This window comes from Candidatus Didemnitutus sp., from assembly GCA_019634575.1.
In the GTDB taxonomy this organism is placed as follows: domain Bacteria; phylum Verrucomicrobiota; class Verrucomicrobiia; order Opitutales; family Opitutaceae; genus Didemnitutus.
Window position 1 is genome coordinate 299128 of record JAHCAY010000004.1, and the last position, 15441, is coordinate 314568.

The 15441-nt window shown below is 66.9% G+C and carries 9 protein-coding genes; 4 read left to right on the forward strand and 5 right to left on the reverse strand.

Annotated features, from left to right (window positions below; all coding sequences use genetic code 11):
• Positions 1 to 6 precede the first annotated feature (6 nt).
• Genes KF715_21220 through KF715_21235 form a run of 4 tightly spaced genes read left to right on the forward strand, consistent with a single transcriptional unit; the run spans position 7 to position 5379 of the window.
• Positions 7 to 672, forward strand: a complete 666-nt coding sequence (locus tag KF715_21220; protein MBX3739222.1) for a polysaccharide deacetylase family protein — start codon at positions 7 to 9, stop codon at positions 670 to 672.
• On the forward strand, positions 669 to 3536 hold the full coding sequence (locus tag KF715_21225) for a glycosyl hydrolase 115 family protein (protein ID MBX3739223.1): 2868 nt from the start codon (positions 669 to 671) through the stop codon (positions 3534 to 3536). The genes KF715_21220 and KF715_21225 overlap by 4 nt, the downstream gene beginning before the upstream one ends.
• 5 nt (positions 3537 to 3541) lie before the next feature.
• Positions 3542 to 4618, forward strand: a complete 1077-nt coding sequence (locus tag KF715_21230; protein ID MBX3739224.1) for a mannonate dehydratase — start codon at positions 3542 to 3544, stop codon at positions 4616 to 4618.
• Positions 4615 to 5379 carry an SDR family oxidoreductase gene (locus KF715_21235; protein ID MBX3739225.1) on the forward strand — a complete coding sequence of 255 codons (765 nt, stop codon included), beginning with the start codon at positions 4615 to 4617 and terminating at the stop codon, positions 5377 to 5379. Before KF715_21230 ends, KF715_21235 begins: the two co-directional genes overlap by 4 nt.
• Before the next feature lie 42 nt (positions 5380 to 5421).
• Here the strand turns inward: KF715_21235 and KF715_21240 are convergent, their stop codons facing one another.
• The 5 genes from KF715_21240 to KF715_21260 all read right to left on the reverse strand — a co-directional run bounded on the left by KF715_21240 (position 5422) and on the right by KF715_21260 (position 15241).
• The gene (locus tag KF715_21240) at positions 5422 to 7041 is read right to left on the reverse strand and encodes a glycoside hydrolase family 43 protein (protein MBX3739226.1); all 1620 of its coding nucleotides are present in this window, start codon (positions 7039 to 7041) and stop codon (positions 5422 to 5424) included.
• A 104-nt stretch (positions 7042 to 7145) separates the two neighbouring features.
• On the reverse strand, positions 7146 to 10196 hold the full coding sequence (locus KF715_21245) for a hypothetical protein (GenBank protein ID MBX3739227.1): 3051 nt from the start codon (positions 10194 to 10196) through the stop codon (positions 7146 to 7148).
• A 152-nt stretch (positions 10197 to 10348) separates the two neighbouring features.
• The gene (locus KF715_21250; protein MBX3739228.1) at positions 10349 to 12469 is read right to left on the reverse strand and encodes an alpha-glucuronidase; all 2121 of its coding nucleotides are present in this window, start codon (positions 12467 to 12469) and stop codon (positions 10349 to 10351) included.
• The gene (locus KF715_21255) at positions 12466 to 13707 is read right to left on the reverse strand and encodes a glycoside hydrolase (GenBank protein MBX3739229.1); all 1242 of its coding nucleotides are present in this window, start codon (positions 13705 to 13707) and stop codon (positions 12466 to 12468) included. Before KF715_21255 ends, KF715_21250 begins: the two co-directional genes overlap by 4 nt.
• A 28-nt stretch (positions 13708 to 13735) precedes the next feature.
• Entirely contained in the window at positions 13736 to 15241 is a 1506-nt protein-coding gene (locus KF715_21260) for an MFS transporter (protein ID MBX3739230.1), read from the reverse strand.
• Positions 15242 to 15441: the final 200 nt, after the last annotated feature.

The following is a 15441-nucleotide window of genomic DNA, read 5'->3' on the forward strand; positions in this document are numbered from 1 at the left end:
GGCACCGTGAATGTTTGCGCGCTCCTCCCGCTGTGCCTCGCCGTCGGCTTCGCCGCGTTCGTGCCGGTCGCGGCGGGCGCCGGAAAACGCGTCGCGTTCGTGTTCGACGACGGCCCGGTGCCGACCGATGCCGGACCGCTCCTCGAATTGCTGGGCCGCGAGAGAATCCGCGTCACTTTCGCTCTCGTGGGCGACCGCGTCGCCGAACACCCCGAAACCGCGCGCGCCATCGCTGCTGCCGGACACGAGGTCGCGAACCACTCGCAAACCCACGCGCACGCGCGCGAGATCGACGATGCCGCGCTCGACCGCGAGGTCGCGGCGGCGCAGCAGCTCCTGACGCGCACGACTGGAATCGCGCCGCGCTGGTATTGGCCGCCTTTCCTGGAGATCGACGAGCGTGTCCGCGCCGCCGTGCAGCGCGGCGGCATCACGATCTACGAACCGGCTCAGATCGTGGTGACGCAGGACTACGATCGGAATGTCGACGCCGCCGCGATCTACCGGCTGGCCACGACCGACGTGCGCGATGGCGCGGTGATCCTTTGCCACGAATGGCGCGCCGAGACGCGTGAGCAGCTGCCCGCGATCCTGCAGGAACTCCGCCGGCAGGGCTGCGTGTTCCTGACTTTCAGCGAACTTCGCGCCGCGATGTCGGAGCCGCGGTCATGACCAGGACGGGGCCGCGATTGCTGGCATTCGTCGCGGTGCTGCTCGGGTCGGCGCGCCTCTGGGCGAGCGCACCCGCCGGGATCGAAACCCAACCGGTCGCCGAGCACTTCGCGCTGGCGCGCGACGGCCGCCTTGCACCGCTGTTCGTAGACGCGACCGACTGGTCCGGCGTGCGCCGCGCCGCGGGCGATTTGCGCGCCGATCTCGAACGCGTGACAGGCCGCGCGCCGATGCTTTCGAGCGAGGCGCCCGCCGGCGGCGATGTCGTGCTGATCGGCACCGTGGGAAAAAGCGCGCTGATCGACGGACTCGTTGCGCGCGACAAACTCGACGTCAGTGCGATCCACGGGCGTTGGGAGGCGTTCCAGCTCGAAGTCGTGGAAAATCCCTTGCCCGGCGTCGCCCGCGCACTGGTCGTCGCCGGCAGCGACAAGCGCGGCACGATCTACGGCCTCTACGAGCTCTCCGCGCGCATCGGCGTGTCGCCGTGGTATTGGTGGGCCGACGTGCCCGTCGCGCGGCACACGACGCTTTCAGTTGCACCGGGGCGCCACGTCGAGCCGGGACCGACGGTGAAATATCGCGGCATCTTCCTTAACGACGAGGCGCCTGCGCTGACCGGCTGGGCGAAGGAGAAGTTCGGCGGGTTGAACCGCGAATTCTACGGCCACGTGTTCGAGCTGATCCTCCGCCTTCGCGGCAACTACCTCTGGCCGGCGATGTGGAACAACGCCTTCAACGAGGACGATCCGGAGAATCCGCGCCTCGCGGACGAATACGGCATCGTCATGGGCACCTCGCACCACGAGCCGATGATCCGATCGCAGCAGGAATGGAAACGCCATGGCAGCGGTGCGTGGGACTACGCGAAGAACGGCGAGGCGCTGCGGCAGTTCTGGGCTGACGGCATCCGCCGCAACCGCGACTTCGAGAGCCTCGTGACCATCGGCATGCGCGGCGACGGCGATGAGGCGATGTCGGAGGACACCAACGTCGCGCTGCTGGAGAAGATCGTCGCCGACCAACGCGAGATCCTGCGCCGCGAGACCGGCCGCGCGCCGGAGCAGGTGCCGCAGCTCTGGGCGCTCTACAAGGAAGTGCAGGCCTACTACGAGCACGGCATGCGCGTGCCGGACGACGTCACGCTGCTCTGGTGCGACGACAACTGGGGCAACCTCCGCCGCCTGCCGACGGCGGACGAGCGCGCGCGGAAGGGCGGCGCCGGCGTCTACTACCACTTCGATTACGTCGGAGATCCGCGAAACTACAAATGGCTGAACACGATTCCGCTGACGAAGATCTGGGAGCAAATGCACCTGGCGCATGCCTACGGCGCGGACCGCATCTGGATCGTGAACGTCGGCGATTTGAAGCCGATGGAGTTTCCGATCGAGTTTTTTCTGAGCTACGCCTGGCGCCCGGAGGCGATCGCCTACGAACAGCTCGACGCCTGGTCGCGCGCGTGGGCCGCGCGGCAATTCGGCGGAGACCACGCGACCGAGATCGCCGCGCTGATCAACGGCTACACGAAACTGAATCATCGTCGCAAACCCGAGCTGCTCACGCCGGAGACGTTCAGCGTCGTCAACTACCGTGAAGCGGAGGGTGTGCTCGCCGAGTGGCGGATGCTTGAGCAGAGCGCGCAGCAGGTTGAGAAGGCGTTGCCGACGGAAGCGCGCGCGGCTTTTCGCCAACTCGTCCTGCATCCGATCGAAGCCTGTCGCATCGTGAACGAACTCTACCTCACGGTCGGCCGAAATCGGCTCTACGCGGTCCAAGGGCGCGCCTCGACGAATCTGCTGGACCGGCAAGCGCGCGAGCTGTTCGCCGCCGATGCCGCGCTCACGGCACGGTGGGATGCGATGCTCGACGGCAAGTGGCGCCACATGATGGACCAGACGCATCTCGGCTATACTTACTGGCAACAGCCCACGACGAACGCGATGCCGGCCGTGACCGAGGTGCACGTGGCTGCGCGCGGCGCACTCGGACTCGCGGTCGAGGGCGATCCGCTGGCGCGTCCGGGCGATTATCCCATTCCGGCGGTGGCGAAACTTCCGCCGCTCATGCCGCTCGGTCCGCCGTCGCGCTGGCTCGATCTGTTCAATCGCGGTGCCACGCCGGTGCGTTTCACGATCGAAGCGAGCGAGCCGTGGATCAAGTTGAGCGCGACGAGCGGAGAGCTCGGGGCCGACACGCGCGTCGAGATCGCCGTGGATTGGAGCGCCGCGCCGACGGGATGGCACGAGGCGAAGCTCACGGTGCGCAGTGATGGCGCCGACGCTGTGCCGCTCGCCGTGATCGTGCCGGTGGATAATCGGCCGGTGGCCGGCAGCGGATTCGTCGAGGTGGACGGGCACGTCGCCATCGAGGCACCGCATTATCAGCGCGCGATTGCCGCTGCGGGCACAGAGTGGAAAACGCTCGCCGGTTTCGGTCGCACGGTGGGAGGTGTCACCGTTTTCCCGGTCACCGTGCCGCGCAGTCCGCCGACCGGAAATGGCGCGCGCTTGGAATACGATGTCGTCTTCCGCTCGACCGGTGAATTCAAGGTCGAGTTGACCTGTGCGCCGACGTTCGACTTTCAACCGGGGGAGCGGCTGGAGCTGGCCGTTTCGCTCGACGATCAGCCGCCGCAAACGGTGCCGCTCGCGCTCACCGCGACGCACCAGGAATGGCAGCGGTCAGTTTCCGATGCCGTGCGCAAGATCACGACGAAGGTCGCGGTGGCACAGCCCGGCCCGCATGTGCTGAAGATCTGGTGCGTGACGCCGGCCGTCGTGTTGCAGCGCATCGTAGTCGACACGGGTGGTGTGCGTCCGAGCTACCTCGGTCCCCCGGAGAGCCCGCACGCGGCCCCCTGATTTTCATGAAACTCGGTTTCGGTCTCTACAGACACATGCTCACGCCGGAGAACTTCGCCTTCGCGAAGCAGGCGGGAGCCACCCACATCGTCGCTCATCTGGTCGACTATTTCCGCGGCGGCGCGCACGTCGGTCCCGACGACCAGCCCACCGGCACTGACTGGGGCTGGGGCCTCGCCGGCGATCCCGAAAAACTCTGGACACGCGAGGAGCTCGTCGCACTGCGGCGCCAGGTCGAGGCCGAGGGCCTGGTGCTCGAGGCGATCGAGAACTTCGATCCGGCGCACTGGGGCGACATCCTGATCGACGGCCCGCGCCGCGCGGAGCACATCGAAAACGTGAAGACGATCATCCGCCGCGTGGGCGAGGCGGGCATCCCGATCTTCGGCTACAATTTCTCCATCGCCGGCGTCGCCGGGCGCACCAAGGGCAAATACGCCCGCGGCGGCGCGCCGGCGGTCGGCATGGAAGGCCCCTACGACCTTCCGATGCCCAACGGACTCGTCTGGAACATGGTGGTCGATCCCACGGCGCCGGCGCGCGACACGGGCACGATCCCGCCGGCGACGCACGACCAGCTCTGGGACCGCTTCAAGCGCTTCGCTGACGAGGTGTTCCCCGTGGCGGAGAAGGCGGGCGTGCGCATGGCGCTGCACCCGGACGATCCTCCGATGCCGTTCATCCGCGGCCAGCCGCGCCTCGTCTATCAGCCGTCGCTCTACCAGAAGGCGATCAACCTCAATCCGAGTCCGGCGAACGCGCTCGAGTTCTGCGTCGGTTCGCTGGCCGAAATGACCGAGGGCGACATCTACGACGTGGTCGACCGCTACAGCCGGCAGAACCGGCTCGGCTACGTGCACCTGCGCAACGTCCGCGACAAGGTCCCGCACTACAAGGAGACATTCATCGACGATGGCGAGGTCGACGTGCTCCGCGTGCTCGCGATCCTGAAACGGAACGGCTTCGCCGGCGTCGTCATCCCCGACCACGCGCCGCAGATGAGCTGCGCCGCGCCGTGGCACGCCGGCATGGCTTTTGCGATGGGCTATCTCAAGGCGGGCCTCCAAGCTCTCGATCGATGAAATCCGACGAAGCTTTCTCTCTGCGCAGTGAAACCGCGCTCATCACCGGTGGCGGCACGGGCATCGGTCTCGCCATGGCGCGCGCGATGCACGGCGCGGGTGCACGCGTGGTGCTCGTGGGGCGGCGTGAAGCCGAGCTGCAAGCGGCGGTGGCGTCGCTCGGGACGGGCGCTTTTGCCTTCGCATACGACGTGACGGATTTCGCGGGGGCGGCCGGGTTGGTCGAGCGCGTGACGCGCGACGTCGGTCCGATCACGTGCCTCGTGAACAACGCGGGCATCCACCTGAAAAAGACCGCCGTCGAGACGACGCCCGAAGAATTCCAGAAGGTGCTCAACACCCACCTCGTCGGCGCGCATGCGCTCACGCGCGCGGTGGCGCCCGGCATGATCGAGCGGAAGCACGGCACAGTTCTCTTCACCGGTTCGATGGCTTCGATCTTCGGCATTCCGCTCGTGATCGCCTACACGGCGGCGAAGACGGCGATGGTCGGAATGGTGAAAGGTTACTCGACCGAATTCGCCGCGCATGGCGTGCGAGTGAACTGCATCGCGCCGGGTTGGATCGAAACGGAGATGTCGCGCAAGGCGCTCGACGGTGACCCCGCACGCAAAGCGAAGATTTTCGACCGCACCCCGATGGGCAGCATGGGACAACCGGAAGACATCGGCTGGGCGGCAGTCTATCTGGCGTCCCCCGCGGCGAAGTTCGTCACCGGCGTGACGTTGCCGGTCGACGGCGGCGCGAGCATCGGGTTCTGACGGGGCGTGAGGCCGCAGCTCGGGCGGCGGCGCGGGCAATGATCAGCGCTCCTCGAGGCGCGCGTGCAGACCGACCATTGCGCCGACGAAGCCGCCGGCGACTCGGGTGGTGAGAAGCGAGGCGTCGAGGTCGGCCGCGAGCGTGTGCCACGTGGTGGCACCGGTCGCGTAGGAGAAGTTGCAGTGACCGCCGCGGCATTCGATCCGGAGGCTGAGCGAATCGGTCGGCGGCAGGACCGCGCGCGCGATCACCGTGGCGGTGCTGTTGTCGGCGCGTTCGAGAAAGAGTTCCGAGCTTTCACCGACCCGACGGATACCGAGAAAAAAGTGGCAGCGTTCATTCTGGAACGCGGCGATTCCTGCGGTGACGCCTGCAGCCGTTGGCGGGTGCATCGATGCGGTGAAGGTGAACTCGGCGTGTTGCACGCGGCGTGCGAGGAAGGCCGGGTGGCCGCGTCCGCGCAGATCGTCGGATCGCGCAGTGAGCGTGAGCGCGCCGGGTTGGGCGCTGAGGCTCGCGAATTCGGCGGGCGGCGTGCGCAGGCCGACCCACGTGGGTGCGAGCGCGGCGGTGGCGAAGGTGTCGCGGACGGTGAAGTTGCCAGCGAGCGGGATCGGCGAGGTTGCGGCGGGGAGCTGCGGCGCTTTTGCGATCAATGGCACAGACTCGCCGGGCGGCAGGATCACGGGCCAGGCGTCGTCGGTCCAGCGCACGGGCAACAGGAATGTCTCGCGGCCGGTCGCATAGAGGAGCGAAGCGGTGTCGTAGGGGCGGCAACCGAGGAAGGCGGACCACCACGACCCGTCGGCGAGTTGCACGAGGTCGGCGTGGCCGGTCGAGGTCACCGCGTTGGTGCGACCGGGTGGAAGGTCGCGTTGGGTGAGGATGGGATTTTGCTCCCAAGGTGTGAAAGGGCCGGTTGGGGCGCGACCGCGAAAGATGACTTCGGTGTGGCCCTCGGCCGTGCCGCCTTCGGCGCACATGAGGTAATACCACTCGCCGCGCTTGAAGAGGTGCGGGCCTTCGATCCAAACGGGATTCTGCTCGGGAACGGTGCCGCGGTCGACGAGCACGCGGCGCGGACCGACGAGCTTCTTTGCGGAGAGATCGAATTCCTGGATCCAGATGTCGCGGTGTCCGTCGTAGCGCGACGGGCCGGCGGGTTCGCCGTTGTTGACGATCCAGGCGCGACCGTCGTCGTCGAAGAAAAGCGACGGATCGATGCCTTCGAAGCCGAGCCAGACGGGATCGGACCACGGCCCGGCGGGATCGGCGGCGGTGACGAGAAAATTGCCGCCGCCGTCGACCATGGTGCAGATCACGTAGAATGTCCCGCGATGGTGGCTGATGGCCGGAGCGAAAATGCCGTGCGAGACTTCGAGGCCGGCGTAGGGAAGTTGCGTGGGACGGTCGATGACGTGGCCCAGCTGCTTCCAGTGCACGAGATCGCGGCTGTGGAAAATCGGGATGCCGGGGAAGTAGGCGAAGGTGGAGTTGACGAGGTAGAAGTCGTCGCCGACGCGGCAGAGGCTCGGGTCGGGGTAGAAGCCGGCAAGGATGGGATTGCGGTAGTGTCCGGTCGGCAGCGGCACGGTGGCCGCCGCATCGTGGCCGAAATACTCGCACCATTCGAAAACCGCCACGGGTGGGGAGTGATCCATTGCGCTGACTCGAGTCAGCACTGAGGCGACGAGGAGCGCGAGCGGAAGTTGGCGGAGTAGGGACGCAGGGCGGCGAAGGCAGGCACGAAGGCGAGACGCAAGGGTCATGGCAGGCTGACGGCGCGCACGCGCAGGAAGCGGCGCGGGTTGGCTCCGTTCAGCGGCACGGTGTCTTGGACTGTGACGGAGCCTGGCGAACCGGGGAGGAAGGTGGTAATCGTGCTCCAGCTTGCGAGATCGCTGCTGCCTTCGACGAAATAGCTGACGTCGGTGCCGTCCGGTCGGCGGGTGAAGGTGATTGTGAGGTAACGCTCCGAGCCGGAGATCACGCTGGCGACCGGCGTGGCGCAGCTCGCGACGCCACGTGCGGGCAAATCGAAGGCGTAGCGCGCAAAGTTCGTCAGGCCCGCGCCATCGGGGTCGGCGCCGGAGCCGCTGACGGCGTCGGAGTTGAAATCGCTGCCGGAGAAGTTGGCGACACGCCAAGCGGCGTAGGTGTCGGACGCGGCGGTGTCGCTGAGTTCGATCGTGGTGATGGAGTAGCTGGGCAACGAGACCATCCAGCGCGTGAGGTCGATCGTCGGCGTGCCGATGGCCGCCGGAGTGTTGGCGGCGCGATTGAGGCGGAAAAGCCGCGCGTGCCCGGTCAGCGGCAGACCGGCGAAACCGACGGCTTGCGCGCTGTTCGTGCGGTTGATCGCGACGATGACGTAGCGTTCGGGATGCGCAGAGTCGCGGCTGACGTAGGCGGAGACCTTGGCGGTGTTGCTCGAAGACGTCGCGAGCGCGGTGTCGCCGAAGCTGCCGTTGGCGCCGTCGAAGTCGCGATACATCTTGAAGCCCGCGAGGTCGAAATCGGCGCTCGTCGGGATCTTCATCGGCCAGTAGGTCGCGGCAAAGACGCCTTGTTGCCCGTAGACACCGAGGGTGTCGGCGACGGAGATCGCGCCGGCGATGTGGTGCGTGCCGCCGTTGTTCCATTCGGTGATGGCGAGGTCGGTGCCGGGCCAGTCGGCGGCGATCTTGGCCTGCAGGCGTGGGAGCAGTCGGATCGGTTCGGCGAGCCATTGGGCGACCCAGGAGTTCTCGGTGTAGGTCGGGTCCCAGAGGCTGCGCGGGCTTTGGACGATCGCTTGGATTTGGTCGTCGGTCAGCGTGTCGGAATCGAGTCCCGTGATGCGCGTGCCGCCGACGTAGGCTTCCGAATACCAATGGATGTCGAAGACATCGAGCAACCGCCGGCCGGCGGTCGTGGAGGCGGTCTTGAGGTCTTGGAGGTATTTGTCGGCGAACCAATTTGAGCCGCCGAACGAGTAGTTGAGGTCCCACGCGACCATGCCGCTGAAACCGAAATGCGCGGGACCGAAAATCTTGGCGGTGGGCGCGACGTCCTTCACGGATTTGGCGAGCGCGATGGTATTCGCGATGAACGTATCGGGCGTGGGCAGGGCGGTCGCGATCTCCGCGTGCGTGCTGGCCCAGAGATCGGGCTCGTTGTCGAGGCTGACGAAGACGGGTTGCGCGGGGTCGGTGTAGATGCCGCCGGGGACGAGTTGGTCCATCGCCCAGATGAATTCGTCGGCGTAGACGTAGGCGTCGTTCGTCGGTGGCGTGAGCGTGAACGCGCCGGCGGTGGCGATCGGCTTCTGGTAGACGAGCTGCTTGAAGCGCGTGGCGAGGCGCGTCGCGAGTGGCGTGACGGCGGTGACGTCGTCGCCGTTCTTATCGGCGGCGACGTAGCCGAGGAGCGGCACGGTGAGCAGCGTGGCGTTGCCGCGGGTGCGGTCGGCGGCGAGGAGGCTGCGGACGGCTTCGCCGGGCGTGTCGGAATCGGAGAGGTAACCGTCGTTGTGATAATACCAGTCGTTGCCGGCGTTGGAGGCGTTGTTCTCCCAGTTGTAGGCGGTCCAGCGGTTGCCGCCGAAGCGGTTCAGAGTGAGGTGGCGCAGGAAGAGCGCGGATTTTTCGTAGAAATTCAGGCCGTAGATCCAGGGCGAGATCGGGCGCGTCGTCGCCGGATCGGCGGTGAGCGTAACGTCGGCTACGCTCGGCGGCGGAGGATCGACGATCGGAATGGAGCCGGTGAGCACGCCTTGGTTGCCGGCGGGATCGGTGACCGTGATGCGGTATTGGAGCGTGGCACCGCGCGTGAGGCCAGTGAGGGCGGCGACGTGGCTGCTGGCGATGACGGCAGGACCGGTGAACGTGTGGCTGTAGTCACCGTAGCCCCAGTCGATCTGGTAGGTCGCGGCTTCGTCGGTCGTGAACGGCAGCGCGAGCGTGTCGTAGTCGACGGTGGGCGTGCCGAGGGCGATTTGCGGCGGGAGGACGTCAGTGATCGTGCCGAGCCGGACGTTATCGAGGAAGAAATGCGGCCGCTCGTCCGAGGAGCGGTTGAAGAGCACGAACCGGAAGAAACTGGCGGTGTTCGGTTGCAGATCGGCGAGACGGATCGAGACGTGGTGCCAGTGACCGTAACGCTGGTCAGTGGTCATCGCGTTCCAGCCCGGAATGAAATCGGCAAGCATGACGGTGTTGTGCACACCCGCGTCGTTGAGCAGGAACTCGATGACGTCCGCGCCGCTCGTGCCCACGAAGTAGACGTCGAATTCGAGGAGCTTCGTGTTGCCGAAATAATGCGGCGTGAGATGCATCCAGTAGTCGCCGATGTCGGCCAGGCTGAAGCCCTGCCAGCCGGAGGTGAATGTGGTCTCGATGGCGTTGCCCGTGCGCTCCGGCGCGGGAGCCGCGAGATCGGTGGCGGGCTCGCCCCAATTGGCGATGCGCCACTCGCCTTGCAGCGCGTCGGTGTAGGCGTCGAGATAAAGATAGGAACCGATGCCGACACCCACGCCCGCCGTGCAGGTGGCCGTGCCGCCCGGCCCCGTCGCGGTCAGTGTGTAGATGGTCGTGGCGCCGGGACTCACGGTGACGCTGGAGCCGTTCACCGGTCCGACGCCGTGGTCGACCGTCAGGCTGGTCACATCGGTCGTGGTCCAGCTAAGCGTGGCGGTTTCGCCGGCGGAGATCGTGGATGGCGACGCCGTGAACGAAGCGATGGTCGGCCCGGCAACCACGGCGCGCACCTGCGATGCGCTGGAGAGCGCCAGGTAGGAGATCAGAACGAGGGTGGCAGCGGAGCGGAGGCAATACATCGGAGGAATGGTCGAGTCGATGTAATGGATTGGGGAAACGCGCGGCCGGGATTACTCCGAAAAGGCGGCGCGGGCGAAGAATTTAGCCCAGGGCGCTGCACGCTGCCGATTCGGCGATTGGCGCGTGAACGACCGCGAGTGGCGGCGGTCGCTCAGTAATGTCCCGGGACGTGCTTGAGCTGAATCGACCGGTAGAATTCGAGCGGGTGCGCGGGTGGCTCGACGCCGGTGGGCAGAGGACGTTGGGAGAATTGCTGGAAGTAGAGCAGGCACGCGTCGCGCCAGTCGCGCGCGTCTTTCTCCTCGCGCGCGAGACGCTGTTGCACGTGGACGAAGCGCTCGTCGTCGATGCGGCCGCGGAGCGAATCCCACGCGCGCTGCATCGCGCGGACTTCATCCACGCCCTGCTGGTAACGCAGGCAGAGTTCGTCCCAGAGCGGACGACCGGACTTCATGCGAAAATCCCACGGCAGGCGGTGAAACCAGAGCAGGAGGTTGTCGGGACAGGTGGCGGGATCGCCCCAGTGTTTTTGCCATTCGGGCGCGTATTGGCCGAGGGCGTTGGTGCCACGGGCGGTGCGGTCGACGCCGATGCCGTTGGCGTCGGCGCGGTGGTAGTAAACGGCGGTCCAGTCGGCGCGCGGGCGGTCGGCGACCCACGGGCCGGGGCCGTAGTGGTGGCCCTCGGCCATGATGTGATGCAGGCCGAGCGGCATGGAGAAGTTGACGACCGTCTCGCGCGAACCGAGGAGCAGGCGCGAGATCGTGGCGACGACGTCGGCGTCGTGGCCGAAAGCGAGGCGCGTCCATTCGTCGGCGATCTGCTCGGAGGTGAGCGTGTGGTCCCACGCGAGGCGACCGAACGCATACCAGTTGGCCTGCGCGAGGAGATGGCCGGTCCAGTTGCGGTCGGTGCCGGTGTTGGCGACGCCGGCGATGACCGTGGGATGCTGGCGCTTCACGCTGCCGTCGACGAGGCGGGCGACGGTGGAGCCGGGGCCATTCGAGAACGTGTCGGCGTCGAGCGCCTCTTTCCATAGCGGGGCGAGGTAGGCGAGTTGGACGGAGTGGCCGAGGTATTCCTGCGTGATCTGCAATTCGAGCGCGAGGCGCGTGCGGGGCATGTGCCCGAAGAGCGGGGAGAAGGGTTCGCGCGGGAAGAAGTCGAGCGGGCCGTTCTTGATTTGCACGATGGCGTTGTCGCGGAACTGGCCGTCGAGCGGGGCGAACTCGGTGACGGCCTGCTTGATGCGGTCGTCGTGGTTGTCGGCCGAGTAGACGAAGGCGCGCCAGATGAGGATGCCGTGGTGCGGCGCGAGAGCGTCGGCGAGAAGGTTGGCGCCCTCGGCGTGGGTGCGGCCGTAGTCCTGCGGGCCGGGCTGGCCCTCGGAGTTGGCTTTGACGAGGAAGCCGCCGAAGTCGGGGATGAGCGCGTAGATTTCGTTGGTCTTGTCGCGCCACCACGCGGCCACGGCGGGATCGAGTGGGTCGGCGGTTTTCAGGCCGCCGATCTCGATCGGCGCGCTGAAACGCGCGGTGAGGTAAACGCGGATGCCCCAAGGGCGGAATTCCTCGGCGAGTGCGGCGACTTTTTCGAGGTAGGGACGCGTGAGGATCTGGGCGTTGGCGTTGACGTTGGTGAGGACGGTGCCGTTGAGGCCGAGCGAGGCGAGGGCACGCGCGTAGTCGCGGTAGCGCGGCGAACGGATCTCGGGGAGATAGAACCATTCCCAGAGGGAGAAACCGGCGTAGCCGCGCTCGACGGTGCGATCGAGGTTGTCCCAGTGGTTGAGGAGGCGATGCTCGATGCGCGGGGCGCTGGCGAGGTGCAGGTCGGCGAGCGAGTGGCGGAGCTGAATCTCGCGGAGGAGGGCGAAGGCGCCGTAGAGGACGCCGGCTTCCGTGTCGGCGGAGATGTCGACGGTGTCGGGGCGGGAACTTTCGATTTGGTAACCGTCGGTGGGCGCGGATGAGGACGAGGGGCTCGGACCGGTGACGGTGAGAATTTCGATGTTGGGCGCGAAGCCGAGGAGGCCTTGCAGCCCGGTTTCCAGTTCGGTTTTCGCGGAGGCGAGGATGGGGCTGTTGGCCTGAATGCAGGTGGCGGCGAGCCGGAGATGGGTGAGCTGTGCGATGTAGGCGGTGCGCAGCGTGTCGTCTTCGATGCGGTCGTAGCGCAACCAGAGACGGTAGCCGTCTTCGGCGCGGAGCGGTCGCGCGATGAGGACGGAGAGGATGACGAGAGCGAACGAGGCGAAGCGGAGAAATTTCATCGGGTGGGCGGCGGGATGACTTGGAAGCGTCCGCCGGCTTGCAGGAGCGCGAGGAAGTAGAGCAGCCCGTCGTAGTAGCGCCATTGGCCGGACGGAATCGGGGTGTTCCAGAGTTGTTTGACGAAGGGACGCGCGACGTCCGGATCGGCGGCGAGCCCGGCGACGGCCGCGGTGGCGAGGAGACCGGTGGAGGTTTCGGTGGAGAGCGGAGTGCCGTCGAGGGCGAATTGATTGGGCATGTCCGGCAGGTGCGGCGCGAGGAAGCGCAGGACGCGGTTGCTTTGGTCGCGCTGCCACGGATCGGCGCGCCACCACGCGTGGTCGAGCGCGAGGTGCGCGAGCGTGCGCCAGGCGTCGAAACGGAAATCGCCTTTGCCCGCGCCGAAGGTGTCAGCCGTGAACGGGCGGCCATCGAAGTGCGCGTATTCGGGCATGAGACCGGTGCGCGGGTGGGCGGCGCGGCGGAAGAAGGCGCGGCTGGTTTGCGCCGCCTCGGCCCAGAAGCGGCGATCGGCATCCGAGTCGGACCAGCGCGCCCAGAGTTCGTAGTAGGCCGGCAAGTGATAGGACGGATCGGTGAAGCCGCTGGCGCGCGGCGTGGGGGCGAAGACGACCTGGCGTTCGTGTGCGTCGAAGATGGGCGTGACTTCGGCGGTGGCGCGCTTGTGGAGCATTTCGCAGAGGAGTGATTGCGCTTCGGCGGCGTAGTCGTGCGGGGAGTGACCCGGTCCGTGCAGTTGCCAGCGGTGGGCGGCGAAGAAGAGCGCCATGGCGAACCACTCCTCGCCGTCGCTGGCGGAGCCGGGATCGAGCGGCGTGCCGTCGAAGCGCGCGTGCCAGGCGAAGTAGCCGCGGCGCGGGCCGTCGTGGTGTTGGAGGTGGCGTTTGGCCCACGTCCAAAGGCGGTCGAACTCGTCGTGACGATCGAGCTGCACGGCGATCATCATGCCGTAGGAGAGGCCTTCGGTGCGGACGTCGCCGGAGCCGATGTCGGCGATGTAGGCGGAGTCGGCGCCGACGGGATAGTAGACGCGTTCGGTGGCGTCGTTGCCGTGGAATAGCTGACGCCAGGCGGCTTCGATTTTCGCGTCGAGTTCGGCTTCCGATTTGCCGAGGAGTTGGGCGAAGAGATTGGGCGCGACGTGCGGTGGCGCGGGCGATGCGGTTGCCGAAGCCGCGTGCAGTGTGCAGGCGGTCGCGAGCGCGAAGCCGGCGAAGAGTTTCACGAGACGGAGCATAACGGCAAGCGGGCGGGGCCCGCGTGGCTCAGGTGGAAAGGCCGGCTTTCGCGCGTCGGTCGGCGAGCTCGGACGCCATCTGGAGCGTGAGCGACTTGTTGAGCTTGCAGAAGGCGATGGAGATCGCGCCGCCGGCAAAGAGCAGACCGACGATGAGGCTCGAGGAAACGAAGTAGCCGTGCACGGCGTTGGCAGCGGACGGGAGCTTCGTGTCGTAGCCGAAGGCGCCGGCCATGATCCAGAGGAACGCGGCGGAGCCGAGCGCGAGGCCGGCCTTGAGCGAGAAGCCGATCGTGGCGAAGACCATGCCGGTGAAGCGGCGACCGGTCTGCCACTCGGAGTAGTCGGCGGCGTCGGCATACATCGCCCAGGCGACGGCGATGGTCGGCGCGTAGACGATCGAGCCGATCACGGCGAGGGCGAGCATGCCCCAGGTGTTGGTCGGCGAGAGCAGGTAGTAGGCGAACGAGTTGAGCGCGGCCAAGCCGAAGCCGGCGAAGATGACGGCCTTCTTGCCGAAGCGCGCGGAGAGTCCGGCGGAGAGGATGATGAACACGATCGTCGTCGCGGTGCCGGTCATGTTGACGATGCTATTGAACACGTCGGCGACGTTCGACGTGGCCGCGGTCTCGCGGGTGCCGTGGACGATGTAGCCGAGGAAGTCGAGCAGGCCGGCGCCGCGCGCGAGCTCGGGCGTGGTGAGGCCGAGTTTCTCGACGAAGTCGAACATCGCGGCCTTGTCGGCGTAGTGGTGATAGAAGTTGTAGTGCGCGCCGCCGCGGTAGGCGAGCATGCCGAAGTTGAAGACGGTGCAGGCGACGAGGGCGATCCACGGGCCGTTTTTCAGCAGGTCGGCGAAATCCTGCCTCGGAGAGCTTTTCGTCGCGTTGACGGGCTTGATGCGCTCCCGCGTCGTGAGAAACGTGATGAGGAAGAGGACGAGGCAGAGCGCAGCCCAGATCGTCATCGTGACCTGCCAGCCGTGCTGGCGGTCGTGCCCTTCGGCGAACTTGGCGACGAGCGGGAGTGTGAAGCCACCGACGATGAACTGCGCGATGTTGACCGAGACGAAGCGGTAGGAGTTGAGCTTGGTGCGCTCGTTGAGGTCGCCCGTCATCACGCCGCCGAGGGCGGAGTAGGGCATGTTGTTCATCGAGTAGAGCGTCATCAGCACGGTGTTGGTGATGCCCGCGTAGGCGATCATCGTGCCGGTGCTCCAGCCGACGGGCGTGGTGTAGGCGAGGACCATGACGATGGCCCACGGGCCGGCGGTCCAGAGCACCCACGGGCGGAACTTGCCCCAGCGGGTGTTCGTGCGGTCGGCGAGCACGCCCATGATCGGATCGAACACGGCGTCCCACAGACGCGGCCAGAGCAGGATGGCGGCGGCGGCGTTGGCGGAGAGGCCGAAGACATCCGTGTAGAAGTTCAGCTGGAACAGAACCATCGTCATGAAGACGAAGTTCGCGGCGGCGTCGCCGGCGCTGTAGCCAGCTTTCTCGACGAACGAGAGTTTCTGAACGGGGACACTCATGGGGTGAGGTGGCGAGGCGGGCGCGGGCGAGGGGAAAGTGCCGGTGCGCGCGGGGTCGGCCAAGGGGTTGATGACAGCAAGACTTGGACGTGCACCAGCATCATTTGCGCGAACGCGCCGGCAACGGCCACCCAGGGCTAACTGTAGAATGCGACGTGCGGCGGTGCCGGCGCATCGGGGGGCGATGCGCCGCGGATTCT